24 protein-coding genes are annotated in these 26,886 nt (G+C 73.1%); 15 read left to right on the top strand and 9 right to left on the bottom strand.

Annotated elements, in window-relative coordinates:
* Nucleotides 1-187 precede the first annotated feature (187 nt).
* Together mca and QP090_RS08870 are read left to right on the top strand one after the other, a co-directional pair.
* Nucleotides 188-1,045 (top strand): mycothiol conjugate amidase Mca, encoded by an 858-nt coding sequence (gene mca / locus QP090_RS08875; RefSeq protein WP_285938616.1) that lies wholly within the window; start codon nt 188-190, stop codon nt 1,043-1,045.
* On the top strand, nt 1,046-1,321 hold the full coding sequence (locus tag QP090_RS08870) for a hypothetical protein (RefSeq protein WP_285938061.1): 276 nt from the start codon (nt 1,046-1,048) through the stop codon (nt 1,319-1,321).
* A gap of 41 nt (nt 1,322-1,362) precedes the next feature.
* Here QP090_RS08870 and QP090_RS37510 read toward each other — a convergent pair whose 3' ends face one another.
* The gene (locus QP090_RS37510; RefSeq protein ID WP_329519570.1) at nt 1,363-1,908 is read right to left on the bottom strand and encodes a DUF397 domain-containing protein; all 546 of its coding nucleotides are present in this window, start codon (nt 1,906-1,908) and stop codon (nt 1,363-1,365) included.
* Here QP090_RS37510 and QP090_RS08860 point away from each other — a divergent pair.
* Entirely contained in the window at nt 1,831-3,075 is a 1,245-nt protein-coding gene (locus tag QP090_RS08860) for a tetratricopeptide repeat protein (protein ID WP_285938059.1), read from the top strand. The genes QP090_RS37510 and QP090_RS08860 overlap by 78 nt on opposite strands.
* Nucleotides 3,076-3,214: 139 nt before the next feature.
* On the opposite strand, the gene QP090_RS08855 is transcribed toward QP090_RS08860, so the two are convergent.
* The gene (locus tag QP090_RS08855) at nt 3,215-3,688 is read right to left on the bottom strand and encodes a pyridoxamine 5'-phosphate oxidase family protein (protein ID WP_285938058.1); all 474 of its coding nucleotides are present in this window, start codon (nt 3,686-3,688) and stop codon (nt 3,215-3,217) included.
* Nucleotides 3,689-3,782: 94 nt separating this feature from the next.
* On the opposite strand from QP090_RS08855, the gene QP090_RS08850 reads away from it, so the two are divergent.
* The 4 genes from QP090_RS08850 to QP090_RS08835 all read left to right on the top strand — a co-directional run bounded on the left by QP090_RS08850 (nt 3,783) and on the right by QP090_RS08835 (nt 9,563).
* A complete protein-coding gene (locus QP090_RS08850) occupies nt 3,783-4,715 on the top strand; it encodes a ribonuclease Z (protein ID WP_285938057.1) in 933 nt (310 codons plus the stop codon).
* 36 nt (nt 4,716-4,751) lie between these two features.
* Complete coding sequence (locus QP090_RS08845; protein ID WP_285938056.1) at nt 4,752-6,116, top strand: dihydrolipoyl dehydrogenase family protein; 1,365 nt, start codon at nt 4,752-4,754, stop codon at nt 6,114-6,116.
* A 31-nt stretch (nt 6,117-6,147) separates the two neighbouring features.
* A complete protein-coding gene (locus tag QP090_RS08840; protein WP_285938055.1) occupies nt 6,148-8,133 on the top strand; it encodes a thioredoxin domain-containing protein in 1,986 nt (661 codons plus the stop codon).
* 215 nt (nt 8,134-8,348) lie between these two features.
* A complete protein-coding gene (locus tag QP090_RS08835) occupies nt 8,349-9,563 on the top strand; it encodes a C40 family peptidase (RefSeq protein ID WP_285938054.1) in 1,215 nt (404 codons plus the stop codon).
* A gap of 47 nt (nt 9,564-9,610) precedes the next feature.
* On the opposite strand, the gene QP090_RS08830 is transcribed toward QP090_RS08835, so the two are convergent.
* Complete coding sequence (locus tag QP090_RS08830; RefSeq protein ID WP_285938053.1) at nt 9,611-10,249, bottom strand: acyl-CoA-like ligand-binding transcription factor; 639 nt, start codon at nt 10,247-10,249, stop codon at nt 9,611-9,613.
* On the bottom strand, nt 10,230-11,804 hold the full coding sequence (locus tag QP090_RS08825; RefSeq protein ID WP_285938052.1) for an MFS transporter: 1,575 nt from the start codon (nt 11,802-11,804) through the stop codon (nt 10,230-10,232). Before QP090_RS08825 ends, QP090_RS08830 begins: the two co-directional genes overlap by 20 nt.
* A gap of 115 nt (nt 11,805-11,919) precedes the next feature.
* Here QP090_RS08825 and abmR point away from each other — a divergent pair, with 115 nt between their 5' ends.
* The 6 genes from abmR to QP090_RS08795 all read left to right on the top strand — a co-directional run bounded on the left by abmR (nt 11,920) and on the right by QP090_RS08795 (nt 17,908).
* Nucleotides 11,920-12,441: an ATP-binding transcription factor AbmR gene (abmR, locus tag QP090_RS08820; protein WP_285938051.1), complete on the top strand. Its 522-nt coding sequence runs from the start codon at nt 11,920-11,922 to the stop codon at nt 12,439-12,441.
* Nucleotides 12,442-12,581: 140 nt separating this feature from the next.
* Entirely contained in the window at nt 12,582-13,130 is a 549-nt protein-coding gene (locus QP090_RS08815) for a hypothetical protein (protein ID WP_285938050.1), read from the top strand.
* A 153-nt stretch (nt 13,131-13,283) separates the two neighbouring features.
* Entirely contained in the window at nt 13,284-14,156 is an 873-nt protein-coding gene (locus tag QP090_RS08810) for an isoprenyl transferase (RefSeq protein ID WP_285938049.1), read from the top strand.
* A gap of 141 nt (nt 14,157-14,297) precedes the next feature.
* The gene (phoH2, locus tag QP090_RS08805) at nt 14,298-15,614 is read left to right on the top strand and encodes an RNA 5'-3' helicase PhoH2 (protein ID WP_285938614.1); all 1,317 of its coding nucleotides are present in this window, start codon (nt 14,298-14,300) and stop codon (nt 15,612-15,614) included.
* Between the two features lie 561 nt (nt 15,615-16,175).
* A complete protein-coding gene (locus QP090_RS08800; protein WP_285938048.1) occupies nt 16,176-17,189 on the top strand; it encodes an aggregation-promoting factor C-terminal-like domain-containing protein in 1,014 nt (337 codons plus the stop codon).
* Nucleotides 17,190-17,383: 194 nt separating this feature from the next.
* Nucleotides 17,384-17,908, top strand: a complete 525-nt coding sequence (locus tag QP090_RS08795; RefSeq protein ID WP_285938047.1) for an aggregation-promoting factor C-terminal-like domain-containing protein — start codon at nt 17,384-17,386, stop codon at nt 17,906-17,908.
* Between the two features lie 258 nt (nt 17,909-18,166).
* On the opposite strand, the gene QP090_RS08790 is transcribed toward QP090_RS08795, so the two are convergent.
* The 4 genes from QP090_RS08790 to QP090_RS08775 all read right to left on the bottom strand — a co-directional run bounded on the left by QP090_RS08790 (nt 18,167) and on the right by QP090_RS08775 (nt 23,655).
* Nucleotides 18,167-19,567 (bottom strand): class II fumarate hydratase, encoded by a 1,401-nt coding sequence (locus QP090_RS08790; RefSeq protein WP_285938046.1) that lies wholly within the window; start codon nt 19,565-19,567, stop codon nt 18,167-18,169.
* A 79-nt stretch (nt 19,568-19,646) separates the two neighbouring features.
* Nucleotides 19,647-20,924 carry a serine/threonine-protein kinase gene (locus QP090_RS08785; RefSeq protein WP_285938045.1) on the bottom strand — a complete coding sequence of 426 codons (1,278 nt, stop codon included), beginning with the start codon at nt 20,922-20,924 and terminating at the stop codon, nt 19,647-19,649.
* Between the two features lie 101 nt (nt 20,925-21,025).
* Complete coding sequence (locus QP090_RS08780; RefSeq protein ID WP_285938044.1) at nt 21,026-22,666, bottom strand: fumarate hydratase; 1,641 nt, start codon at nt 22,664-22,666, stop codon at nt 21,026-21,028.
* 38 nt (nt 22,667-22,704) lie between these two features.
* The gene (locus QP090_RS08775; protein WP_285938043.1) at nt 22,705-23,655 is read right to left on the bottom strand and encodes a DMT family transporter; all 951 of its coding nucleotides are present in this window, start codon (nt 23,653-23,655) and stop codon (nt 22,705-22,707) included.
* A gap of 113 nt (nt 23,656-23,768) precedes the next feature.
* Between QP090_RS08775 and pdxR the strand changes: the two genes are divergently transcribed.
* The gene (pdxR, locus tag QP090_RS08770; RefSeq protein WP_285938042.1) at nt 23,769-25,247 is read left to right on the top strand and encodes a MocR-like pyridoxine biosynthesis transcription factor PdxR; all 1,479 of its coding nucleotides are present in this window, start codon (nt 23,769-23,771) and stop codon (nt 25,245-25,247) included.
* Nucleotides 25,248-25,277: 30 nt separating this feature from the next.
* Nucleotides 25,278-25,511, top strand: a complete 234-nt coding sequence (locus QP090_RS08765) for a hypothetical protein (RefSeq protein ID WP_285938041.1) — start codon at nt 25,278-25,280, stop codon at nt 25,509-25,511.
* A gap of 108 nt (nt 25,512-25,619) precedes the next feature.
* On the opposite strand, the gene QP090_RS08760 is transcribed toward QP090_RS08765, so the two are convergent.
* The gene (locus QP090_RS08760) at nt 25,620-26,849 is read right to left on the bottom strand and encodes an MFS transporter (protein ID WP_285938040.1); all 1,230 of its coding nucleotides are present in this window, start codon (nt 26,847-26,849) and stop codon (nt 25,620-25,622) included.
* Between the last annotated feature and the right edge of the window lie 37 nt (nt 26,850-26,886).

Here is a 26,886-nt window from a genome sequence, read left to right as displayed (position 1 = left end):
GCGGGGAATCTCCGTGCGGTGTGCGGACGTTGTCAGGGACAATTCTCTTCTGTCGAGGCGCGTGCTCCGAACCGGGGTCCGCTCATCACCGTACGTATGGCATTGCCAAGAGGGAGATCCCCAGGTGTCCGAGCTCATCGACGATAGGACGCTCGACCGGTCCGGCCCCGCCGAGCCGCTGCGGCTGATGGCGGTGCACGCCCACCCGGACGACGAGTCCAGCAAGGGCGCGGCGACCATGGCCAGGTACGTCGCCGAAGGCGTCGAGGTGCTCGTGGTGACGTGCACCGGTGGTGAACGCGGCGACATCCTCAACCCGGCGATGGACCGGCCCGAGGTCAAGGCCGACATCCCCAAGGTCCGCCAGGAGGAGATGGCGCGGGCCCGCGCCATCCTCGGTGTCGAGCAGCGCTGGCTCGGGTTCGTCGACTCCGGCTTCCCCGAGGGCGACCCGCTGCCGCCGCTGCCCGCGGGCTGCTTCGCGCTGGAGCCGCTCGAGTCCGCCACCGAGCCGCTGGTCCGGGCCGTCCGCGAGTTCCGCCCGCACGTGATCCTCACCTATGACGAGATCGGCGGCTACCCGCACCCCGACCACGTGAAGTGCCACGAGGTGTCGGTGGAGGCGTTCGAGGCGGCCGGCGACCCCGAGCGCTACCCGGGGACGGGCGAGCCCTGGCAGCCGTCCAAGCTCTACTACCACATGACCTTCAGCCAGGAGCGCATCGTCGCGCTGCACACCGCGATGGAGACCGCCGGGCTGGAGTCGCCCTACGCCGACTGGCTCAAGCGGTTCGAGGACGCCCCGCCCGCCCGCTGGACGGTCACCACCCGCGTCCCGTGCGGCGAGTTCTTCGAGGTCAGGGACCGGGCGCTGCTCGCGCACGCGACCCAGATCGACCCTAACGGATCATGGTTCGCCGTCCCGATGGACGTCCAGCGCGAGGCCTGGCCGACCGAGGACTACCATTTGGCCAGGTCCCTGGTCGACACCGAACTGCCGGAGGACGATCTGTTCGCCGGTATTCGGGAGAAGGTGTCTCTGTAGATGTTGTCCCTCGCAGCCCCCCTCAGCGCGATCCCCCTCAACGACGACACGGTGTCCCCGGGCTTCCTCGGCTTCGGGGTCTTCGTGGCCCTGGCCGTGGCGACGGTGCTGCTGGTCAGGTCGATGAACAAGCAGATGAAGAAGATCCAGGCCCCCAAGGAGGCCGATCTCAAGCAGCAGGCATGGGAACGCGCCCAGGAGGCCAAGGCCGCCGCCGAACCTGCCAAGGCCACGGCTGAGTCGGCGAGCCCCAAGCCCGCCGACGGCGACGCCTGACCCACTCCGACGCCCTGCGGACGGCCCCGACGACCGTCCGCTCAACCGCCGTCGTACACCCCGCGCTTCGCCCGCCCGACGAGCCTGCCCCAGTGGGCCCGAGTGACCACAAGGCACGGGCCGTCCGGGTCCTTTGAGTCGCGCACGGCGATCGCAGTCTGGACGTCCGCGACCTCCACGCAGTTGCCCTCGCTGCTGCTCCGGAGAGACTTGCGCCAGACGTCCGGAATCGCCTGCCGCGTAAGGGATGCCGGCGGATCGTGGGCCGGAACGAGCTGGCGGGACGGGTGTACGCGTCCACTCCGCTCATCGAGGTGTCCGGGGCGGGCGGCGTCCGGCGGCTGTGTGGTGATGGTGACCAGCCGCCGGAGGCTGGCCGGGCTGCTGCGCGACGGCGCGCGGACGGTGCCGCTCGACCCGCTGGACCTCGACTCGGCCGTCGAACCGCTGGCGGTGTCGGTGGACGCCGGGCCGGGTTGGACGTCTTCCGGGCCGGGGAGGACGACGACGTGCGCGCCAAATTCGAGGACTCCTACCGTGAGCTGTCCCCGGAGGCCGCGCGGCTCTTCCGGCTGCTCGGCCTGCATCCCGGCGGCGGCATGGGCATCGACGCCGCCGCCGCACTCGCCGGCCGGACCGAGGAGGACACCGCGGACCTGCTGGACCTGCTCGTCGACGGGCATCTCGTCGCGGAGACCGGCGACGGCCGGTTCCGGCTGCACGACCTGCTGCGGGTGTACGCGCGGGAGTGCGCGGAGCGGGACGAGACGCAGGACGGCCGCGACGCGGCGCTGCGCGGCGTCCTGGACTTCTATCTCGCCGGGGCGGCGGCGGCCGACCGCACGCTCGGTCCCGGACGGTGGCGGCTCGGGCCCGCGTACGACGGCGTCCGCCCGCTCGCGGGGAAGGCCGACGCGTGGGAGTGGCTGGACGCGGAGCGTGAGAACCTGCGTGCCGCCGTCGAGGCCGCGCACGCGCGCGGGTGGGACGAGCACGTCTGGTGGCTGTGCGAGGCCCTCTGGTACTTCTACTTCCTGCGCAAGCACTACCGCGACTGGATCGACACGCACGAGCTCGGCGTCGAGTCGGCCGTCCGCTGCGGGGACGGGGCCGCCGAGGCGCGGATGCGGACGCAGCTCGGGTCCGCGCTGGCCGGCCGGCACCGGGTGGACGAGGCCGTCCGCGAGTACACCGCCGCGCGTGACGCGGCACGCGCCGCCGGGCACCGGCAGGGCGAGGCCACGGCGGTGGAGTCGCTCGGGCTGGAGCTGCTGGGACAGGAGCGTTGGGACGAGGCCGCCGAAGCCCTGGAGACGAATGTGCGGCTGGCGGGGGAGACCGGCGACCCGCACGCGATCCTGCTCGCCCGGCACCATCTCGGCCGCGCCCTCAGCGGCGTGGGCGACCGGGACCGGGCGCTGGAGCTGCTGGAGCCACTGCCCGACGCGTTCGTCGCGCTCGCCGAACCCGATCGCTACAACCGGGGCCGGGCCCTGACCAGCCTCGGGCAGGAGTACCTGCGGCGGGACCGGCCGGACGCGGCGGTCAACTTCTTCGGCCAGGCGCTGGAGATCATGCGGGCCGAGCGGGCGGCCGAGCAGCAGGCCGACCTGTGGTGCCACCTCGCCGACGCGGCCCGGCTCCGCCGCGACCCGGACGCCGAGCGGGCCGCGCTGGCCGAGGCCCGCCCGCTCTACGAGTCGCTCGGCAGCCCCAGGGCGGCGGGCGTGGCCGCCCGGATGGAGACGGTGTAGGTCCGGGCGGCCAGCCGGATCAGCAGCTTGGCCGGGAGGTCCCGGGGCGGGTGGTCGTGGACGGCCGAGGGGCGGCCGTGCAGGTGCCGGCTGCCGGGGTGCAGGACGGCCGCGACCCGGGCGAGACACCTTGCGGTGGTCAGGCCTTGCGGTGGTCCCAGCTCACGGTGCGGTCGGGCTCCATCACGATCAGGACCCGCTTGGCCATCGCCTGCTCGATGCCCGCGGCGAACGCGGGGTCGAGCGGGGCGCCGAGCTCGGGGACCGGCAGCCCGGCGAGGCGGGAGCCGACCACGGCGCCGACCTTGAGCCGGACGTCCGGGTCCTCGATGACGCGGCCCTTGCCGTACAGCGCGACGCCGCGCAACTCGCCGTACTCCGAGCCGTCCTCGACCAGGCAGGTCATGGTGGGGTCGCGGCGCAGGTTCAGCACCTTCTGGGACGCCTTGTAGGTGGAGAAGGCGATCCGGCCGTCCAGCAGCGTGTAGAACATCGTGACCAGGTGCGGCTCGCCCTCCTTGCCGACGGTCGCGACCTGGACCTTGAAGCTGTCGGCGAGGAACGCGCCGACCTCCGCCGGGCTCATCTTGATCTTGTCCCGCTTGCTGCCCATGGCTCTCCTCTGATCGGCGCGCCCGCGCCAGAATAGCGTTCGGTTCGGTCCGCGGGGAGGGCCGCTCCCACCGGCGGGACGGCACCATGGGGGGATGTCGGTTCGCGAACTCGTCGTCCTCGGCACCGCCAGCGCGGTGCCCACCAAGGCCCGCAACCAGAACGGATACCTGCTGCGCTGGGACGGGTACGGCCTGCTGTTCGACCCCGGCGAGGGGACGCAGCGGCAGATGGCCCACGCCGGAGTCTCTGCGAATGACGTGAACTGGGTCTGTGTGACGCACTTCCATGGGGACCACTGCCTAGGCGTCCCGGGGGTGGTGCAGCGGATCGCGCGGGACGGCGTACAGCACGAGGTGAACGCCGCGTTCCCCGCTAGCGGCGCGGCCTACTGGGAACGGCTCCGGCACGCCACCGCGTCCCGCGGCACCGATGTGATCCGGGATCAGCCCCTCTCGGGCGAACGGATGGTCCTCCCCACAGGAGGCGCCCCGTTCAGCCTGACCGCTCAGCGGCTGTCGCACCCGGTAGAGGCGTACGGCTACCGGTTGGAGGAGCCCGACGGCGTGACGATGGTGCCCGCCGAGCTGGAGGCCCGTGGTGTCAGAGGGCCGCTCGTACGGCGGCTCCTGGAGGACGGGCGCGTGACCACCCCGGACGGGCGGACGGTCACCCTGGAGGAGTGCGGCATCCACCGGCCGGGCCAGAAGGTCGCGTTCATCATGGACACGCGGCTGTGCGACGGTGCCCGTGAACTGGCCGAGGGCGTCGACCTGCTGGTCATCGAGTCCACCTTCCTGGACGAGGAGGCGGGCATGGCCGAGGAGTACGGCCACCTCACCGTGCGGCAGGCGGCGGGGATCGCGGCGGAGAGCGGCGTGCGGCGTCTCGTCCTGACCCACTTCTCCGAGCGGTACCGGGCGGGCGACGAGCCGCGCTTCCTGGAGCAGGCCGCCGCCGCGTTCGACGGCGACACCGTCCTCGCGCACGACCTGGACGTCGTCCCGCTGCCCCGGCGGCGCCGCTGAGGGTACGCGGGTGATCAGGCGGGGCAGGCTGAGGTCATGGCTGAAGACGTCGATGTCGTGGTGATCGGGCTCGGCCCCGGGGGCGAGGAGGCCGCCGGGCGGCTGGCCGAGGCGGGGCTGTCGGTCGTCGGCGTGGAGTCGCGCCTGGTCGGCGGTGAATGCCCCTACTACGCGTGCGTGCCGACCAAGATGATGGTCCGCGCCGCCGGACTGCTGGCCGATGGCCGCCGCGTCCCGGGGATGGCGGGCGGGGCCGACGTGCGACCCGACTGGGGGCCGGTCGCCGCGCGGATCCGGGAGGAGGCGACCGGCGACTGGGACGACACCGTCGCCGCCGACCGGCTCACCGGCCGCGGCGTCACCCTCGTGCGGGGCCGCGGGCGGATCACCGCGCCCCGCGAGGTCACCGTGGGCGAGCGGGTGTTCCGGGCGTCCCGCGGCGTGCTGCTCGACACCGGGACCGACCCCGCCGCGCCCCCGATCGACGGGCTCGCCGGCACCCCGTACTGGACGAACCGGGAGGCGGTCCGGGCGACCGAGGTGCCCGGGTCGCTGCTGGTGCTCGGCGGCGGCGCGGTCGGCGTGGAGATGGCGCAGGTCTTCGCCCGGTTCGGCAGCCGCGTCACGATCGTGGAGGCCGGCGACCGGCTGCTCGCCCGGGAGGAGCCGGAGGTGGGCGCGCTCCTCGCGGAGGTCTTCGAACGCGAGGGGATCACGGTCCGGACGGGCGCGAAGGTGACCGGGGCCGCCCATGAGGACGGCGTGTTCGCCCTGCGCGTGGGCGACGAGAAGCTGACCGGCGACCGCCTGCTGGTCGCGACGGGCCGCCGCACCGACTTCAAGGCCCTGGGCCTGGCCGCCGCCGGGCTGGACGACACCGCGCGGACGATCGAGGTGGACGGGCGGCTGCGTGCGGCCGAGGGCCTCTGGGCGATCGGCGACATCACCGGCATGGGCGCGTTCACGCACGTCTCGATGTACCAGAGCCGCGTCGCCGTCCGCGACATCCTGGGCGAGGAGGGGCCGCGCGCCGCCTACCGGGCCGTGCCGCGCGTGACGTTCACCGACCCGGAGGTCGGCGTGGTCGGCCTCACCGAGGCGCAGGCCCGCGACCAGAACCTGCCCGTCCGGACCGGGTTCGCGCGGATCCCCGAGACGGCCCGCGGCTGGATCCACAAGGCCGGCAACGACGGGTTCGTCAAGCTCGTCGAGGACGTCGAGTGGGGCGTGCTGGTCGGCGCCACCGCGATGGGACCGGCGGGCGGCGAGGTCCTCGGCGCCCTCGCCGTCGCCGTGCACGCCGAGGCGCCCATCGCCGGGCTGCGCGAGATGATCTACGCATACCCGACGTTCCACCGCGCCATCGAGTCCGCTCTCGCCGACCTGGCCGCGAAGGGGTGAGCGGTGCCCCCGATCGGGCAGGATCGGGGGCATGAACCGCCTCAAGGACGCGACGAGCCCGTACCTGCTCCAGCACGCCGGCAACCCGGTGGACTGGTGGGAGTGGAGCGACGCGGCCTTCGCCGAGGCGAGACGCAGGGACGTGCCCGTCCTGCTGTCGGTCGGATACGCGGCCTGCCACTGGTGCCACGTGATGGCGCACGAGTCGTTCGAGGACGACGAGACTGCGCGGCTGATGAACGAGCTGTTCGTCAGCGTCAAGGTCGACCGCGAGGAACGGCCCGACATCGACGCCGTCTACATGGAGGCCACGCAGGCCATGACGGGCCAGGGCGGCTGGCCGATGACGGTGTTCATGACGCCGGACGGCCACCCGTTCTACTGCGGTACCTATTTCCCCAGGCCGCAGTTCCAGACGCTGCTGCGCGCCGTAGGGAAGGCGTGGACCGACCAGCGCGACGAGGTGGACGGCCAGGGGCAGCAGATCGTCGCGGCGCTCACCTCACGCGCGCCCGCGTTGAGCGGCGGGTCGGAACCGCCGGGGGTGGACCTCCTGGCCGGTGCCGTGAAGGCGCTGGCGGGCTCGTACGACGCCGCGCGCGGCGGGTTCGGGGGCGCGCCCAAGTTCCCGCCGTCGATGGCGCTGGAGTTCCTCCTGCGGCACCACGCGCGCACGCAGGATCCCGAGGCGCTCACGATGGCGGGCCACACCCTCGGGGCGATGGCGCGCGGCGGCATGTACGACCAGCTCGGCGGCGGCTTCGCCCGGTACTCGGTGGACGCGTCGTGGGTCGTCCCGCACTTCGAGAAGATGCTGTACGACAACGCGCTGCTGGCCAGGGTGTACGCGCACTGGTGGCGGCTGACCGGCGACCCGTTCGCGCGCCGGATCGCGCTGGAGACGTGCGACTGGATGCTGCGCGACCTCCGCACGCCGCAGGGCGGGCTGGCGTCGGCCCTCGACGCCGACAGCGAGGGCGTGGAGGGCAGGTACTACGTCTGGACGCCCGAGGAGCTGCGGAACGTACTCGGCGAGGAGGACGGCGCCTATGCGGCCAGTCTCTTCGAGGTGACCGATGCGGGGACGTTCGAACACGGCAGTTCCGTCCTGCAACTCCTGCGCGACCCTGAAGACCTCGAACGCTATGAGCGCGTCCGTGGGGCGCTCCTCGCGTCCCGTGCTGAGCGGGTGCCGCCCGCGCGAGACGACAAGGTGGTGGCCGCCTGGAACGGGTTGGCGGTTGCGGCGCTCGCAGAGTGCGGAGCCCTTTTCGACCGTCCGGACCTCGTCGCCGCAGCGGAAGAGGTCGCCGCGCTCATCGCCGACCTCCACGCCCACGGCGGCCGGCTCGTCAGGACGTCGCGCGACGGGTCCGCTGGGGCGAACACGGGTGTCCTGGAGGACTACGCCGACGTGTCCGAGGGGCTGCTGGCCCTGCACGGCGTGACCAGCGACGCCGAACACGTGCACCTGGCAGGGGCGCTGCTCGACACCGTGCTCGAACGGTTCGGCGACGGCGCCGGCGGCTTCTACGACACGGCCGACGATGCTGAACGCCTGTTCCGGCGCCCGCAGGACCCGACCGACAACGCGACCCCGTCCGGCCAGTTCGCCGCGGCCGGGGCGCTGCTGTCGTACGCGGCGCTGACCGGCTCGATCCCGCACCGGGAGGCGGCGGGCACGGCGCTCGCCCCCGCCACGCTGCTGGCCGCCGAGCACGCCCGGTTCGCAGGCTGGGGCCTGGCGGGCGCCGAGGCGTACGCGAGCGGGCCGCTGGAGATCGCCATCGTCGGCGAGCCGGGCGACGAGCGCACTCGGGCCCTGCACCGCACCGCGCTGATGGCGGTGAGCCCCGGAGCGGTGGTGAGCGTCGGCGCGCCCGGCGCCGCCGGTGTCCCGCTGCTGGACGGACGCGGGCCGGTCGACGGCGCCCCGGCGGCTTACGTCTGCCGCGGCTTCACCTGCCGATTGCCGGTCACGACCCCGGCCGGCCTCACTCGCGAGCTGGCCGAGTAGGGCGCGAGTAATTGGAGCGGAAGTCTACTTTGTGGCGCTGTGACCTTGATCTCCCCGGGTCGCTGGTGTTACCAATGAGTAGCTGAGGGGCCGCTGACTGAAATCAGCCCGGTAAACCGGGGTGGCCCCTGACGCGTCGGGTATTTGGACGATGATCGAGCATCTCGGTCGAAGTCGTGCAAGCGGACAGGCCGAACAACGAGTGGAGTGTTGCCGTGCGCAAGCCGAACCGCCGGGTGCTTCCGACGATCATCGGCGTTTCGGTGCTGACCACGCTGTCGGTCAACGTGGCGGTGCTGGTGGCGCGCGAATCCGGGCCGCCCGCGACGCCGCCCCAGGCCACGCCCGACAAACGGGCCCGGTTCGTGGCCGCCTCCGGCAGCACCCAGCTCTCGCCGGCCGCGGTGGCGCCGCTCGGCAAGCGCCTCACCCCGCACGTCATGGTGGCCGCGCCGTCCGCGTTGCCCGCCGACCTGGCCGGGCGGATCCGCAAGGCCAAGGGGGTGCAGGGCGTCGAGGTCGTCGACGCCGTGCAGGGCATGGTCGCGGGCAAGCGGGTCGGCCTGCTGGGCGTCGACCCGTCCACCTTCCGCAACTACACGCCCAAGCCCACCGCCCAGTCCGACGCGCTGTGGCGCAACGTGGCGGGCGGCGACGTGGCCATCTCCTTCACCATGGGCAGCGACGGCGGCGTCCAGCTCGGCAGCCGCATCCCGGTCGGCGGCAAGGACCGGCAGTCCGAGCTGCGCGTCGGCGCGTACGCCACGATGGGCGTCGGCGATGTGGACGCGGTGATCTCGCATACCGCCGCGCAGGCGCTCGGCATGCCCACCTCGAACGCGCTGCTGATCAGTGTGCCGAAGACCCGGCCCGCCGAGTTCGTCAAGAAGCTCCGCAAGGTGCTGCCCAAGGGCGCCAAGGCCGTCGAGGTCAATCCCGAGATCGACGCCCCCGCGACCGGAGGCGGAGCCGGAGCCGGAACCGGAACCGGCAAGACCCCGCCCGCCGCGCGCGGCCAGGTGATGACCGCCCAGCAGGTCCAGACGGTGATCCGCGCCGCCTACAGCCGGCTCGGCTGGCCCTACGTGTGGGGCGGGGAGTCCGAGGCCGAGGGCGGCTACGACTGCTCCGGCCTGATGCAGTACGCGTTCGCCCGCGCGGGCATCAAGCTCCCCCGGGTGGCCGCCGACCAGGCCCGCGCCGGATGGGTGGTGCCCTACTCCAAGGCGCAGCCCGGCGACATGCTCATCTGGGCGAACGACCCGACCGCGCCCGGCTACATCTCGCACATCGCGCTCTACCTGGGCAAGGGCAAGATGCTCGCCGCCCCGCGCCGCGGCACCGTCGTGCAGATCCAGAACGTCTACACGCGCAACATGAAGGGCGCCGTCCGGGTCAACCCGCGGCACGCCGCCGGGATTGCTGGCTGACCCTCGCCCGGCCCGGCCCGTCCGCTCAGGCGCCGTCCCTCCGGGCGTCAGAGGGGGCAGCCGGCGCCGAGGAACTCCAGGTTGTGGTCGACCAGCTCCGAAAGGTCGAGGGCCGGATAAGCGGCCACCCACGCGTACATGGCCGACTGGAGCACGCCCAGCACCGCCCAGGTGAACGTTTCCACGTCGGAATCGTCCTCCGGCCGGCCGACCCGCTCGGCGAGGATCTCCCGCAGCACCGCGTGGGTGCCCTCGCGCAGCGAGATGAACGTGCGGGCGCGCAGCGCGGGCTCCGTCGCGGTGAGCCGGACCCGGATCGTGATCGCCTCCAGGTCCAGCTCGAACATCTGGGGGAACAGCTCACGGAACGTCGCGCGCAGCGCCTCGATCGCGCTGAGTCCGGGGGGCTGGCCGCGGAGCACCTCGGCCATGATCGGATCCCACTCGTCGGTGATCACCACGTCCTCCTTGGTGGGGAAGTAGCGGAAGAACGTGCTCGGCGAGATCTCGGCGGCGTCGGCGATCTGCTCCACGGTGGTCGCGTCGTAGCCCTGGGCGTCGAAGAGCCGGAGGGCGTGGTGCTGGATCGCCCTCCGGGTCTTCAGCTTCTTACGCTCCCGCAGCGGCAGCCGCGCCAGGCGGTCGTGCAGACGTTCGATGGGCTGCTCAGGAAGCGGCGTGCTCATGGATCGATTCTCTGCCATCCCCGGCGGGTGCCGCACGCTCCGTCCGCCGTCCGGGTGCGAAGACCCAGACGAGCACGGCCGTGGCCAGCGCCGCGACCGCGCACGCCGTCAGCGTGGCGCCCATCCCGCCGACGTAGGCGTCCCGGGCGGAGGCCATCAGCGCGCCGTCGCCCAGCCGTCCCGCGACGGCGGCGGCCCCGCCGAGCGAGCCGCGCGCCGTTTCCGCCGCCGCGTTCGCCGCCTCGCTGGCGGCGCCGCCCGTGCCCGTCCCCGGCAGGCTGCCGGTCTCGAGCCGGTCACGGTAGATCGACGACAGCAGGCTGCCGAGGCCCGCGATGCCGAGCGCACCGCCCGTCTGCCGCAGCGTTTGGACCAGGCCCGCCCCCCGCCCCATCTGGTTCTCGGGCAGTGTCCCCAGCACCGTGTCCATCGCCGGGACCATGGTCAGGCCGATGCCGAGCCCGAGCACGCCGAGCCACGCGCCGGTGAACGTGTAGGAGTCGCCGACGCCGGTCAGCGCCCCGATGCCGAGCCCCGCGGCCAGGACGAACAGCCCGGCGACGGTGATCGCCTTGTTGCCGGTCCGGGCCGACAGCCGGTCGGTCGCGAGGCCGCCGGCCATCAGCCCCAGCAGCATCGGGATCAGCCGCAGGCCGGTGCCGAACACGCTGTTCCCCTGGATGACCTGGAGGTACTGCGGGAGCACGAACAGCGTCCCCGACATCACCAGCGTTCCGAGGACGCCCGCGGCGACCGCCCACAGGAACGTGCGGTCGCGGAACAGGCCGACGTCCATCATCGGTTGGTCCAGGCGCCGTTCCCACCCCACGAAGCAGGCCAGCAGGACCAGTCCGCCGGCGATCGCGCCCGGTACCACCGGGTCGGTCCAGCCCCGCGCCGGGCCCTCGGTCACCCCGTACACCAGCCCGGCCAGCCCGCCCATCGACAGCACCGAGCCCGGCCAGTCCACCCGGGGCGCGGACGGGTCGCGCGATTCGGGCAGCAGGAACGCGACCGCGACAGCGGCGATCGCGACCACCGGGACGTTGATCAGGAAGATCGAGCCCCACCAGAAGTGCTCGAGCAGCCAGCCGCCGAGCAGCGGGCCGAGCGGCAGCCCGAGGGCCATCGCGGCCGACCAGACCGCCACCGCCCGGGTCCGCTCCTCGGGCGGGAACACCGCCGGGAGCAGCGACATCGACAGCGGCGTGATGATCGCCGCGCCGATGCCCATCACCGCGCGGGCGACGATGATCCCGCCGGGACCGTCCGCCAGCGCGCCGCCGAGGGACGCCGCCCCGAAGATCACCATGCCCGCCAGCAGCAGCCGCTTGCGGCCGAACCGGTCGCCGAGCAGCCCGGCGGGCAGCAGCAGGGCCGCGAACACCAGCACGTACGCGTCGACGATCCACTGGAGCCGGCTGGTGCTCGCGTGCAGGTCTTCGGAGAGCGTGGTGAGCGCCACGTTCAGGATCGTCATGTCGAACCCGAGGGCCAGCAGGGCGAACGCGAGCGCGCCCAGGCCCCACCACCGCCGGTTGTCCGGCATGCTCATGGGAGTCACCGTCCTTTGATTGCTAGTTTCTAATGAAAGTAACTCTCAAAAGATTCGGACTGTCAATCCGGGCCGGGCCTTCTCAGGGGCGCGGGCAGGCTGTAATTTTGATTACATGACTACGACCGAAGCGGTGGAGCAGATCCGTGGCTGGTTCTCCGGCCGGCTTCCCGAAGGCTGGTTCGAGGGCCCGCCGGACGTCGTCCTCGACCGCGAAGAGGTCAGCGTCGTCGGCCGCCTGCCCGAGCCCGCCACAGCCGGGGACGTCTCGCCGGCCGAGCGGAGCGCCGTGCTGGCCGGCCACATCCAGCGCTTCCGCGAGGACACCCGCGACCAGCGCATCGCCATCGCGCGCGAGGCCGAGCACCGGTTCGGCCACAAGGTCTCCTGGGGCGGCGCGTGCGGCGACCAGCGCGAGATGTTCACCACGCTGTCGGTGCCGGTGATGACCCGGCTGCGCCAGCCCGAGCGCCGCGTCCTGGACACCCTCGTCGACGCCGGCGTCGCCCGCAGCCGCAGCGACGCGCTGGCCTGGTGCGTGCGGCTGGTCGGCACCAACACCGACGAGTGGCTCGGCGAGCTGCGCACCGCCCTGGAGTACGTCGAGCGCGCCCGCGCCGCCGGCCCGACGCCCTGACCCCGGGCCCGGAGTATTACGTGATCACAAGCACCCGTGGGTGTGATCATGGTGTTGACCTGGCCTAATGTGCCATGCATGGCAGATTGGGCCCGACCGGGCCGCACGGACGCCGGTGCCGCCGAGGAGGCGGGCCCCGGGTGAGGGGCCTGCGCTGCCTGGACGGCTCGTCCCTGGCGGTCGTGCCGGTCGCCTCCGTCGACCGGGGCGGCAACCCGTTCGAGGTGACGCTGGAGCTGCGCCGGGACGGCGACTCGTTCGGCTCGGTGGGGGAGCGCTGCGGCTACTTCCTGGCCGGGCTCGCCGGGCGGGTCGCCGAGGCCAGGGCCGAGAGCTCGCCGCAGGCGACCCGGTGGCCCGATCCCGACGACCGCTTCCCCGACCCCCAGCACGGCGGCGCGGCGCGCGAGCCCGAGCTGTTCGCGTTCCGCTACCGCGACCGCGGCGACCTGGTGAGCACCGGCGAACTGCGCTGCGCCCTGCGCACCTCGTCGATGTGGGTCGGCCCGCAGCAGTCGGCCTCGGGGAGCTGGCGGGTGGCGCGGCGGGCGGTGCTCGACGCCTGGGGCGCGGGCGGACGCGGCGTCCGCGCGGTGCTCACCTCGTCCGAGCTGGCCGGATTCCTCGCCGAGGTCCTCGCCGAGGCCGAGCGGGCCGGTGCCGGCTACCGCGACCACCACGGCCGGTAGCCGCCGGCCGGAAGTGGACACCGGCCGGGCGGTGCGTATCCGGTCACCGTCCGGGTAGTGCGGACCTGACCATATCGGTGGGAGAAGTGTCCCGGCCGGGCCATAATTAGGCGGTCGTTCCCGTCAGGGACGGTCGCTCGAAGGGAAGCCCGCATGGGGGTTCGGCGCAGTGGGATGGCTCGCGGCTCGCGGCGTGACGGGGTACGCCGTGACCCGTCCGGAGGCGGGGGCCTGACCTCCGCGATCCGCCGCAGCAAGCCGTACGGGGCGGTCCGCGACGTCGCCTACCGGATGTACGAGCGCCGGGTCGAGGCGTCCCTGCCGACCGACATCACCCCGCGGCACGTCGGCGTCATCCTGGACGGCAACCGGCGCTGGGCCAGGTCACTCGGGCTGGCCGACGTCAACACCGGGCACCGGGCCGGCGCCGACAAGATCACCGAGCTGCTGCACTGGTGCACCGAGGCCAGGGTCGAGGTGGTCACGCTCTGGCTGCTGTCCACCGACAACCTCAACCGGGCCGCCAACGAGCTGGAACCGCTGCTGGAGATCATCGAGAACACCGTCACCCGGCTCGCCACCGACGGCTGGCACGTCAAGCCGGTGGGCGCGCTCGACCTCCTCCCCGACAAAACCGCCCGAGTCCTTAAAGATGCCGCGGAAGCGACATCCGATGCCCCCGGCCTGATTGTGAACGTCGCCGTTGGGTATGGAGGTAGGCGTGAGATCGCTGATGCGGTGCGCTCTCTGCTCATCGAGCAGGCGAGTCGTGGCACCAGCATCGAGGAACTCGCCGAGGTCCTCGACGTCGAGCACATCGCGGAGCATCTCTACACGCGCGGCCAGCCGGACCCGGAACTGGTCATCCGAACGTCGGGGGAGCAGCGTCTCTCCGGCTTCATGCTCTGGCAGAGCGCCCACTCGGAGTTCTACTTCTGCGAGGTCCACTGGCCGGACTTCCGCAAGGTCGACTTCCTCCGGGCGATCCGCTCCTATGCCGCGCGGCACCGGCGCTTCGGTACCTGACGATCTCCTGATCACCGCCCCAGGCCGTCCCCGTCACGGGGTCCGCGGCCGGATGGGGGCGGACTGCGGCGCCACCGGCAGTTCCCTCAGCATCAGGGAGATCGAGTGGCCACAACCTCCGCGCGCCGTCCCGCCCCTGGGATCCTCTCCGGAACGCCTGTTCCGGACCGGCGCACGTACGTCCTCGACACCAGCGTTCTGCTCGCCGATCCCGGGGCGATGACCCGGTTCGCCGAGCACGAGGTCGTACTCCCCATCGTCGTCATCTCCGAACTCGAGGCCAAGCGGCACCATCCGGAGCTCGGCTACTTCGCCCGGCAGGCCCTGCGCACGCTGGACGACCTCCGGCTGGAGCACGGCCGGCTGGACGAGGCCCTGCCGCTCGGAGAGCAGGGCGGCACGCTCAGGGTGGAGCTCAACCACGCCGACCCGTCCGTCCTGCCCGACGGGTTCCGGCTCGGCGACAACGACACCAGGATCCTGTCGGTGGCGGCCTGGCTCGCCGCCGAGGGCCGCGACGTGGTGCTGGTCTCCAAGGACCTGCCGATGCGGGTGAAGGCGTCCGCGGTGGGGCTGACGGCCGAGGAGTACCGGGCCGAGCTGGCGGTGGTCGAGTCCGGCTGGACCGGCATCCGCGAGCTGGAGGTCCCGGCGGGCGACATCGAGGAGCTGTACGACGGCGGCCGGTCCGAGCTGGACGAGGCGCGCGAGCTGCCCTGCCACACCGGCCTGCGGCTGCTGTCGGAGCGCGGCTCGGCGCTCGGCCGGGTGCAGCCCGACAAGTCGGTGCGGCTGGTCCGCGGCGACCGTGAGGTCTTCGGGCTGCGCGGCCGGTCCGCCGAGCAGCGGATCGCGCTCGACCTGCTCATGGACGAGGACATCGGCATCGTCTCGCTCGGCGGCCGGGCCGGCACCGGCAAGTCCGCCCTGGCGCTGTGCGCGGGCCTGGAGGCGGTGCTGGAGCGCCGCCGGCACCGCAAGGTCGTGGTGTTCCGGCCGCTGTACGCGGTCGGCGGGCAGGAGCTCGGCTACCTGCCCGGGTCCGAGAACGAGAAGATGTCGCCGTGGGCCCAGGCCGTCTACGACACGCTGTCCGCGGTGTCCTCGCCGGAAGTGATCGACGAGGTTTTGGAGCGTGGCATGTTGGAGGTGCTGCCGCTCACCCACATCCGCGGACGGTCGCTGCACGACGCGTTCGTCATCGTCGACGAGGCGCAGTCGCTGGAGCGGGGCGTGCTGCTGACCGTCCTGTCGCGGATCGGGTCGGGCTCGCGCGTCGTGCTCACCCACGACGTGGCGCAGCGTGACAACCTCCGGGTCGGCCGGCACGACGGCGTCGCCGCGGTGGTCGAGCGGCTCAAGGGGCATCCGCTGTTCGCGCACGTGACGCTGACCCGGTCGGAGCGTTCGCCGATCGCGGCCCTGGTCACCGACATGCTCGGCGACGTCGGCGGCTGACACGTGTTCTGAGTGCGTTCTGAGCGCGGCCCGGGCCCCGGTGCGGGCCCGGGCCGCGCGCGGCGCCCCGGGGATCCGGCCGGTTCTGTGGCCGGACGCCGGGGCGTTTCCGCTCAGGGCGTAAAGAGTCCGCACGCACTGTGATCATCAAACCTCACTGAGTGCGAGTGTGGTGAAAGTCACAAACCTGGCCGGAATGGCAAGGAATCCCAGGTCTCATCGCAGATTGGGCATTGTTCTCGTCACGGTAACAACAGCCCCATCGCGAACAATTGTCTCGTTCAGGTTGCGGACCATCCCTCCGACTCGGGCATTGTGTGTCCTCGTAAGCACCCCCAGAGCGGTGCGGGTCCGCCGGGCACCCCTGAACGACGTCCGGCCGGCGCGACGCCCTCCAGGTCCGGGACCGTCCACAGCCGGGCGGTGGCCGGTCCAGGGGTGGAACCAGCTCGCATGCGCGTCCATGCGCGTGCGACCGTCGGAAGGACCGCCTTGTTCGGAGACCATCACGGGTCCCCTAGGCGAGACGATCGACAGAGCTTTGACTCCCAGGAGCCGCTGATGCCCGCGGCTCGGCCAGAGGACGACGTCAAGGTCGCCGGTGGTCCGTTCGCCGGCGGTCCCGCCGAGGGCCCCGCCCAGGGCGGCACCGCCTCCTTCCCCGCCTTCCCCGCAGGGCCGCCGCAGCCCGGCGCGATGGACCAGATGGGCCCGGTGGGCCCTGACGGCCCCGCCGAGGCCCATGACGAGATCTCCAGCGGTTCCCCGTCCGGTCCGTCCCGTCCGGCGCGAGCGGGCCGTTCACGCCGTTCGGGTGGTGGCTCCCGGTCCCGTGCCCCGCGCCGTGCCGGCGGCGGCGGTTCCGCGACTCCGGGCGGCTCGGGCCGCTCTGGCGGCGCGACCCGCCGCACCGGCGTCAAGGTCGCCGTGGTCGTGACCGGCGCGGCCGTCGTGGTCGGTGGTGGCGCGGTGGCGGCGTTTGCCTTTACCGGGGACTCCGGTGCCAAGGACGGTGGCAAGACCACCGTGCAGTCCGCCCCGCTGGCCGACGCCGCGGTGGCCGCGCCGCCCATCGATCCCAAGGTGATGGAGACCGAGCGCCGCAAGAAGGCGCTCGACCGCGCGTCCCGGGCGGTGCGCAAGGGCACCAGCACCAAGAAGCCGGTGCTGCGGCCCAAGGGCACCCCGATCCCGACCAAGAAGCCCGAGGACGAGCCCAAGCCCGGTACGGGCGGCGGTGGCGGCGCCCCGGCGAGCGACCCGGTCCCGGCCGGCGAGGCGCAGCAGATCGCCAAGGGCATGCTGCCGAGCTTCGGCTTCGGCGGCACCGGCGAGTTCGGCTGCCTGGTGAAGCTCTGGAACAAGGAGAGCGGCTGGCGCAGCAACGCCGCCAACCCCTCCTCCGGCGCGTACGGGATCCCGCAGGCGCTGCCCGGTTCCAAGATGGCCAGCGCCGGCTCCGACTGGCGCACCAGCGCCCGCACCCAGATCAAGTGGGGCCTCGGCTACATCAAGGACCGCTACGGCACCCCGTGCAAGGCGTGGTCGCACTCCGAGTCCGTCGGCTGGTACTGAGCCGGCCGGTAGTGAGACGCACCCGGGTTCCCCGGGAGGGAGGGGCGGGCTGTCGGCCCGCCCCTCTTCGTCTGCCTGGAATGGTGCCGCGTCCGCCCGGAACGGCATCGGGACGCAAGGGATCGGCAAAGCGCCGGCACATGATGCCCGGACGGGGCGACTAAAGGCCCCGGATCGCGAGCACGCTACCCGGCGTGTCCGATCACATACGCAACGGCTTCCGTGTCATCGCCCTCGGGCTGTCCGCCGCTCTGGTCTGCGTACCGGCAGCGGCCTCACCCGCTCAGGCGGGGCTGGACGGAGCCGCACGCACCCAGATCACCGACGTCCGGCGAGCGTCCACCGGCACCGCGCGCGTCCACGAAGGGCGGCGGTACCGGGCGGGCGCCGCGAAACGGCGCGCCTGGGGTCGCGCGCGCCGCAACAAGCTCACCGCCCGCGCGATGATGCCCCGGTACCGCTGGCGCTCGGCCCGGCAGTTCGGCTGCCTGGAGCGGCTGTGGGCCCGGGAGAGCGGATGGAACGAGCGCGCCCGCAACGGCGCGACCGGCGCCCACGGTATTCCGCAGGCGCTGCCCGGTTCCAAGATGGCCAGCGCCGGGCCCGACTGGCGCTCCAACCCGCGCACCCAGATCCGCTGGGGCCTGCGCTACATCAAGCACCGCTTCGGCACGCCCTGCGGCGCCTGGAGCCACTTCAGGTCGGCCGGCTGGTACTAGTAGTGCTTCAACGTGCCGCAGCCGTCGCGCGAGCGCGATACCTGGCCGGTGAGGCGAAGCCGAAGGCGAGCCCCACCGGCCAGATCGCGAAGCGATGCCGCGCTCGCCCAAGCACGGTCGGCGTCCGAGCCGCCAGGCGAGGACACCGGGCCGGGGGTGTTGGGGACACAGCCGCCAGGCGAGGACACCGGGCCGGGGGTGTTGGGGACACAGCCGCCAGGCGAGGACACCGGGCCGGGGGTGTTGGGGACACAGCCCTCAGGCGGGGCGGTGGCCGGTCATGGCGAGGACGTCAAGGGCGGCGTCGAGCTGCTCGACGGTCAGGGTGCCGCGCTCCACGTGACCGCGCTCCAGGACGACCTGCCGGATGGTCTTGCGCTCCTTGAGGGCCTGCTTGGCGATCTGGGCGGCCTCCTCGTACCCGAGGTGCCGGTTCAGCGGCGTCACGATCGCGGGCGACGACTCGGCGTACTCGCGCATCCGCGCCTCGTCGGCCTCGATCCCCGCCACGCAGCGGTCGGCCAGCAGCCGGGACACCCCGGTCAGCAGGCTGATCGACTCCAGCAGGTTGCGGGCCAGCATCGGCAGCATCACGTTGAGCTCGAAGCTGCCGGCCGCACCGCCGAACGCGATCGCCGCGTCGTTCCCGATGACCTGCGCGGCGACCTGCGTCACCGCCTCGGGGATCACCGGGTTGACCTTGCCCGGCATGATCGAGGAACCGGGCTGGAGGTCGGGCAGCCGGATCTCGGCCAGCCCGGCCCGCGGGCCCGAGCCCATCCAGCGCAGGTCGTTGGCGATCTTGTTGAGGCCGACCGCGATGGTGCGCAGCGCGCCGCTGGCCTCGACCAGGCCGTCCCGGGCGCCCTGCGCCTCGAAGTGGTCGCGGGCCTCGGTCAGCGGCAGCCCGGTGGCGCGGGCGATCTCGCCGATGACGCGGGCGGCGAAACCGTCCGGCGTGTTGATCCCGGTGCCGACCGCGGTGCCGCCGAGTGGCAGTTCGGCCAGCCGCGGCAGGACGGCCTGGAGCCGTTCGACGCCGTAGCGGACCTGCGCCGCGTACCCGCCGAACTCCTGGCCCAGCGTCACCGGCGTGGCGTCCATCAGGTGGGTGCGGCCCGACTTCACCACAGCGGCGAACTCGACCGACTTGCGGGTGAGCGCGCCCTCCAGGTGCCGCAGCGCGGGGATCAGATCGTTCAGGACGGCCCCGGTGGCCGCGATGTGGATCGAGGACGGGAACACGTCGTTGGACGACTGCGAGGCGTTGACGTGGTCGTTCGGATGCACCGGGCGGCCCAGCCGCTCCTGCGCCAGCGTCGCGACGACCTCGTTGGCGTTCATGTTGGACGAGGTCCCCGACCCGGTCTGGAACACGTCGATCGGGAACTCCGCCGTCCAGCGGCCCGCCGCGACCTCCAGCGCCGCCTCGGCCACGGCCCCGGCCAGGTCCTTGTCGAGCACGCCGAGCTCGGCGTTGACGGTCGCCGCGGCGGCCTTGATCTGGCCGAGCGCGGCGATGTGCGCGGGTTCGAGCGGCCGTCCCGAGATCGGGAAGTTCTGCACCGCCCGCTGCGTCTGGGCCCGCCACTTGGCCGCCGCCGGGACCCGCACCTCGCCCATGGAGTCGTGCTCGACCCGGAACTCCTGCTCGGTCATGAGAAGCCACCTCCGCCACGAATGTAACCCTGCCCTGATGGCAGCCCCGCGGGCGGCCCGCGCATTCCCCCGCCGCCGCTCAGCGCCCGGCGGTCCGCCGCACGGTGTAGGTCTTGCGCTCGCCGGCCGGGCCTACCGGTCTCGGCTTGCCGTTGACCCAGACGTCGCAGGCCGCGCCGTCGTAGATCACCGCGTTGAGCCGGACCTGGTCGTAGGTGCGGGCGTCGCCCCTGGTCAGGGTCTCGTCGCTCAGCACGTTGGTCGCCGCGCCGGGCACCGACACGAATATCTTGCAGTCGGCGGTGCGGGCCCGGACCGTCAGCGTGCTGGTCTCGGTGCCCGCGGGCGGTGCGGCGGACGCGGGGGCGGTGGCGGCCTGGCGGACGGAGCCGCCGGTGGGGGAGGGCCCGGGGCTCTCCCGGGTCATCCCGACGATCAGCGCGGTGGCACCGATCCCGCAGGACGCGACGGTGGCGCAGATGAGCGCGATCACGGCGGCCATCCGGAGCTGCGGCGTCGCCGGGCGCCGCCCGGAGCGCGGCCCCGACATCGCCCGCTCGAGCCGGTCGACCGCGCGGGCGTGGCTGAGCCGGCGGGTCGGGTTCTTCTCCAGCAGCCCGGTGATGACGGGCCCGAGCGCCCCCGCGTTCTGCGGCGCCGGCGGCGACTCGTTGGCGAGCGCGCTGAGGGTGGCCATCACGTTGTCACGTTCGAACGGAGGCCGTCCCTCGAGCGCCGCGTACAGGGTCGCGCCGAGCGACCACAGGTCCGAGCGCGGGGTGGCGGTGTCGCCGGCCGCGACCTCGGGGGCCACGTAGGCGGGCGACCCCATGAAGTGCCCGGTCTTGGTCAGGCTCACCGAGCCGGACGAGAACGCCAGCCCGAAGTCGGTGAGCACCACCCGGTCGCCGTCCAGCAGCACGTTGCTCGGCTTGAGGTCGCGGTGCACGATCCCGGCGCGGTGCGCGACCGCGAGGGCGTCCAGCAGCTTGCGCCCGATGTGCGCGACGCGGTCGGGCGGGAGCCGGCCGGACTCCTCGATGAGCTGCTCGATGCTGGGCGCCTCGATCAGCTCCATCACGATCCAGGGCCGCCCCTGCTCGATCACCACGTCGTACACCTCGACGATGGAGTGCGTGCGCAGCTGCGCCGGCGCGCGCGCCTCGCGGAGGGTACGGCGGTAGAAGACGACCCGGTCGGCCTCGGTCAGGTCCTCGGGGAGCCGCAGTTCCTTGATCGCCACCGGGCGGTCGAGGAGGTCGTCATGCCCTCTCCACACGGTGCCGTTGGCACCCTGGCCTATCTCGGAGACCAGCCGGTAGCGCGTCGCGAGCACGAGGCGCTCTGACTGAGACATGGCCGAAAAGATACCGGAGTGAACATGTGGTCATCCGGGAGACCAAGGCACCAACTTGGATTTAGGTTTAATACTGTGACCTATTGGTGCTAGTCGGTCCGTTATCGCCGACCGATCGTCAGCACCGGGCCGCTGGTGTCGGCGAAGAAGTCGTCTCCCTTGTCGTCCACGACGATGAAGGCGGGGAAGTCCTCGACCTCGATCCGCCACACCGCCTCCATGCCGAGCTCGGCGTACTCCAGCACCTCGACCTTCTTGATGCAGTCCTGCGCGAGCCGCGCGGCGGGGCCGCCGATCGAGCCGAGGTAGAAGCCGCCGTGCGCCTTGCAGGCGTCGGTGACCTGCTGCGACCGGTTGCCCTTGGCCAGCATGACCAGCGAGCCGCCGGCCGCCTGGAACTGCTCGACGTAGGAGTCCATCCGCCCGGCCGTGGTCGGCCCGAACGACCCGGACGCGTACCCCTCGGGCGTCTTGGCCGGCCCGGCGTAGTAGACCGCGTGGTCGCGCAGGTACGGGGGCATCGCCTCGCCCGCGTCCAGCCGCTCCTTGATCTTGGCGTGCGCGATGTCGCGGGCCACCACCAGCGGGCCGGTCAGCGACAGCCGGGTCTTCACCGGGTACCGGGTCAGCTCGGCGCGGATCTCGTCCATCGGCCGGTTGAGGTCGACCCGCACCACCGCGTCGTCGAGGTGCTCCTCGGTGGTCTCGGGCAGGTACCGGGCCGGGTCGGTCTCCAGCCGCTCCAGGAAGACGCCCTCGGCGGTGATCTTGGCGAGGGCCTGCCGGTCGGCGCTGCACGACACCGCGATCGCCACCGGGCAGGACGCGCCGTGCCGGGGCAGCCGGATCACCCGCACGTCGTGGCAGAAGTACTTGCCGCCGAACTGCGCGCCGATGCCGAGCCGCTGCGTCAGCTCGAACACCTGCCCCTCCAGCTCGACGTCGCGGAACCCGTGGCCGAGCGGCGACCCCTCGGCCGGCAGCCCGTCGAGGTAGTGCGCGGAGGCGTACTTGGCCGTCTTCATCGCGTACTCGGCGGACGTGCCGCCCACCACGATCGCCAGGTGGTACGGCGGGCAGGCCGCGGTGCCGAGCGAGCGGATCTTCTCTTCGAGGAAGGCCAGCATCCGCTTGGGGTTCAGGACGGCCTTGGTCTCCTGGTAGAGGAACGACTTGTTGGCGCTGCCGCCGCCCTTGGCCATGAACAGGAACTTGTACGCGTCGCCGGGAGCGGCGTACAGCTCGACCTGGGCCGGGAGGTTGTCGCCGGTGTTCTTCTCATCCCACATCGTGACCGGCGCCATCTGCGAGTAGCGCAGGTTGAGCTTGGTGTAGGCGTCGTACACGCCGCGCGAGACGTGCTCCTCGTCGCGGCCGTCGGTCAGCACGTGCTGGCCGCGCTTGCCCATCACGATCGCGGTGCCGGTGTCCTGGCACATCGGCAGCACGCCGCCGGAGGCGATGCCCGCGTTCTTCAGCAGGTCGAGCGCCACGAACCGGTCGTTCGGGCTGGCCTCCGGGTCGTCCAGGATCCTGCGGAGCTGGGCCAGGTGCGCGGGCCGCAGCAGGTGCGAGATGTCGCGCATCGCGGTCTCGGTCAGCAGCCGCAGCGCCTCCGGCTCGACCTGGAGGAACGTCCGGCCGTTCGCGTCGAACGTGGACACGCCGTCGGCGGTGAGCAGCCGGTACTCGGTGTCGTCGGGGCCGAGCGGCAGCAGGTCGGTGTAGGAGAACTCAGGCATCTCTGGCAGATCCTCGCGCGTCATCCGATGGGGCCGCCCTACAGGGTACGACCTCCCTCCGGCACGCCCGCCTCCACGGGCTCGGGTACGGGCTCGGGCGCGGGTGCCGCCGCCGGACGGGGCGAGCGGACGCCGATCACCACCCCGGCGGCCACGAGTCCCGCGCCCGCGAGGTCGGCGGCGCTCGGACGGCCGAGGCCGAGCGCCATGGTGGTGGCCACCGCGCTCACCGGGATCAGGCCCGCGAACAGCCCCGCGCGGTCCGCCCCGAGCCGTCCGAGCGCGTCGTACCAGATCAGGAACGCGATGGAGGTGACGACCACCGACAGGTAGGCCAGCCCGGCGAACTCGGGGCCGGTCGGGACGCGCAGCACCCCCCGCCCGTCGGCGACGAGGCCCGCGACCAGCAGCATCGGGGCCGCGATCGCGGCGGAGTAGGCCGACACCCGCAGCGGGCCGAGCCGCGGCAGCACCGGCACCGCCAGCAGGGAGAAGCACACCTCGCCCCCGAGCGCGCCGAGCGACAGCAGCAGCCCGCGCGCGGTGCCCCCGCCGAGCCCGTTCGCCAGTGCCGCTCCGGCGGTCACCACGCACGCCGACACGACCACCGCCGGGGCGGGACGGCGGCGTTCCAGCAGCGGCCCGGCCAGCGCCATCACGATCGGGACCGTCGCGATCACCGTGCCGATGGTGGCCGGGCCGGTGTCGCGGGTCGCCAGCACGATGCACACGTTGAACGCCACCAGCCCGGTCGCCGCCAGCGCGGTCAGGTACGCCCACTCGCGCGGCGTGGGCCGGGTCCGGCGGCCGTCCCGGGCGGCGAAGCGGGCGACGAGGAAGAGGATCAGCGCGGCCACCGCGTAGCGGACGGCCTGGCCGCCGAAGACGGGGTAGCCGGCGATGGTCGCGGAGACGGCGGTGAGCGATCCGACGCAGGTCATCGCGGTCGCGGCGCCGAGCGTTCCGCGGGGGTTCGTGGGGCGGGTCATGACAGCGAACGCTATGAGCGGCTTGGTCTCTGGGACAGAGCCAATGACTCGTCCCTTCTGTGGACCAATGCGTGGTCTGTGACGCCCGCCGCCCCTCGCAGCGCTGACCTGATGTGACCGATCTCCATCTCCCTCTCGACCGCGCGGCCGGCCGGCTCGCCGCGCAGATCGCCGCAGGTCTCCGCGCGGCCGTCAGGTCCGGCCGGCTGGCCGCGGGGACCCGGCTGCCGTCCAGCCGCGACCTGTCCCGCGACCTGGACGTCTCGCGGGGCGTCGTGGTCGCGGCGTACGAGCAGCTCGTCGCCGAGGGGTTCCTGCTGTCCCGGCGCGGCGACGGCACCCGGGTCGCGCCGCTGGCCCGTCCGGACGAACCGGCGCCCCCGCGGGCCGGGACGGAGCGTCCCCCCGGCGGCCCCGACCCGTCCGGGCACCCGTCCGGGGGCCCGTCCGGGCACCCGTCCGGGTTATCGCCTGGGGGCCCGCCCGGCGGCTTCCACCTCGACCTGTGGCCGGGCGCCCCCGACCTCGCCGCGTTCCCGCGCGGCCGGTGGCTGACCGCGGTCCGCGCGGTCCTGCGGACGCTCCCGAACGAGGCGCTCGCCTACCCCGACCCGGGCGGCGCCGGCGCGCTCCGTGCCGAGCTGGCCGGGTACCTGCGCCGGGTCCGCGCCGCGCACGCCGGGGCCGGGCAGATCGTGATCATGAACGGGGTGGCGCAGGGGCTGTCGGTCCTGGTGCGGCAGCTCGCCGGCGACGGGCACCGGCTGCTCGCCGTCGAGGACCCGACCAGCGACCGGCAGTTCCCGATGCTCGACGCCGCCGGCGTCCGGCTGGCCCACGTCCCGGTCGACTCCGAGGGCCTGGACGTCGCGGCGCTGGCCCGCACCGGGGCCCGCGCGGTCCTGGTCACGCCCGCACACCAGTACCCGACCGGCGTCGTCCTGTCGCCCGCCCGCCGGGCCGCGCTGATCGCCTGGGCGCGCGACGTCGACGGCTTGGTGCTGGAGGACGACTACGACGCCGAGTTCCGCTACGACCGCGAGCCGGTGGGCTGCCTCCAAGGCGTTGACCCCGAGCGGGTGGTGCTGCTCGGCTCGGTGAGCAAGTCGCTCGCCCCCGCGCTGCGGCTGGGCTGGGTGGTGGCCCCCCCGGGCGTGGCCGAACGGCTGCGCGCCCACCGCTCCCGCACCGACCTCGGCGGGCCCGTCCTGGAGCAGTACGCGCTGGCGGAGTTCCTCGCGTCCGGCACCTACGACCGGCATCTGCGCCAGATGCGGCGGCAGTACAGGTCGCGCCGCGACGCGCTCGCCGAGGCGCTGCGCGCGCACATCCCCGATGCCGTGGTCCACGGCGTCGCGGCGGGCATCCACCTCTACGTGGAACTGCCGCCGGGCTGCGACGAGCGCCGGGTGGTCACCGACGCGGCGAAGGCGGGCGTGGCCGTGGCGGGCGCCGCGCCGATGTGGTCGGGCGCGCGGTCCGCCCACGCGCCGCCCGCGCTGGTGCTCGGGTACGCCCGGCTCGGCGAGGCCCGCCTCGCGCAGGCCGCCGAGCTCCTGGGCACGGTGATTACCCACCCTGCCCAGGGGTAGGGGAACGTTCCCCGGTGTAGGAGGTACGGAATGAGTCTGGACGAGGCCGCACGGCAGCTCAAGATGGCCGTTCACGACGGGCAGGTGGCCTTCGACTGCGTCGGGCTCGGCGACCTGGATCGGGCGCAGGAACACGCGGTGACCGCCCGCGCCGCCGCCGACGCCGCGGAGGTCGCGCTGGCCCAGGCCCTCAAGGATCTGACGCCGGAGGAGGCGCAGAGCGCGGGTGAGAAGGCCGTCAGCGCCCTGGAGGAGAACGTCTGACCCCGCGCCCGCCCGCCCGGCGCCCGTCCTTCAGGGCCCGGGAGGCGGGCGCGCCGCGTCGGGCCGCGGCACGGCCGGGCCGCGGCACGGCCGGGCGGTGGGACGCGGTCAGGCGGTGGGACGCTCCGCCACCGGGACGTTCACGCGGGTACCAGGCACGGGGGCGGGCGCGAAGCCCTTGGCGGTGAAGAACACGACCAGGATCAGCACCGTCGGCACGATGAAGGCCAGCCGCAGCCCATGCGTGTCGCTGACCGGCGCGATGGCCCCGACCACGGCCGCGCCGAGGACGAACCCGACGTAGTTGAAGATGTTCACCCGGGCCACCGCGACCCCGAGCCCGGTCGGGTCGACCCGTCCGGCGGCGGAGAACGCCACCGGCGCGATCACGCTCAGCCCGAGGCCGGCGACCGCGAACGCCGCGATGGCCAGCGCCGCGTTCGGCGCCGCGACCACGCCGATCATGCCGATGATGCCGACCAGCCCGCCGAGCCGGACCACCTGCACCGCGCCCGAGCGGCGCACCCCGAGGTCGGCCACCGCGCGGCTGATCACCATCGCGACCTGGTAGGCGACGTAGCCGAGCGGCGCGATCCAGTCGCTGCCGGCCAGCTCGTCGTCCAGGTACTTGGCGCCGTAGCTGGAGATCGCCGAGTCGGCGAGGTAGGCCACGGCCATCGCCGCGCCCACCACCAGGATCGGGCGCCACGGGACGTGCCGTCCGGCGGCCTTGAGCTCGGCGGCGGTCGGGCCGTCGCCCTCCTCGTCCCGGCGGTACAGCCGGCGGCCGGTCACCAGCGAGGCGGCCAGGCCGATCACCGCCGCGATCGCGAACCCGGTGAGCAGCGACAGGTCCAGCTTGTTGCTCAGCGAGGCCCACAGCCCGCCGGCGATGCCCGCGACGCTCCAGATCGCGTAGAACCCGGTGATCAGGCTGACCCCGTAGCGGCGCTCGACGGCGACCGCCTGGGCGTTCATCGAGGCGTCGACCGCGCCGACGAACAGGCCGAACAGCGCGACCGCCCCGTACAGCGCGGGGTCGTTGTCGCCGGTCAGGCCGATCAGGATGATGGTGACCGCGACGCCGGGCTGCGCCACCCGCAGCACCGGGCCGCTGCCCACGCGCGCGAACAGGAACCCCGACAGGACGCTGCCGAGGCCCGCGATCAGCGGCACCATCAGCAGCACCAGCGACAGGGTGGCGTCGCTCAGATGGTGGGTCTTCTGGATCTGCGGGACCTGGGTGACGAGCGAGGCGAAGCACAGCCCCTGGATGGCGAAACCGGCGTACGTGGCGAACCGCGCCTGACGGTCCCGCGTGGTGATGCCCTCGGCCATGAGGCATCCACCCTCTCTGCGCTGCGGAAGAATGTGA

The sequence above is a fragment of the Actinomadura xylanilytica genome (assembly GCF_030283145.1).
GTDB lineage: Bacteria > Actinomycetota > Actinomycetes > Streptosporangiales > Streptosporangiaceae > Spirillospora > Spirillospora xylanilytica.
This window is presented reverse-complemented; position numbering and strand designations above follow the sequence as displayed.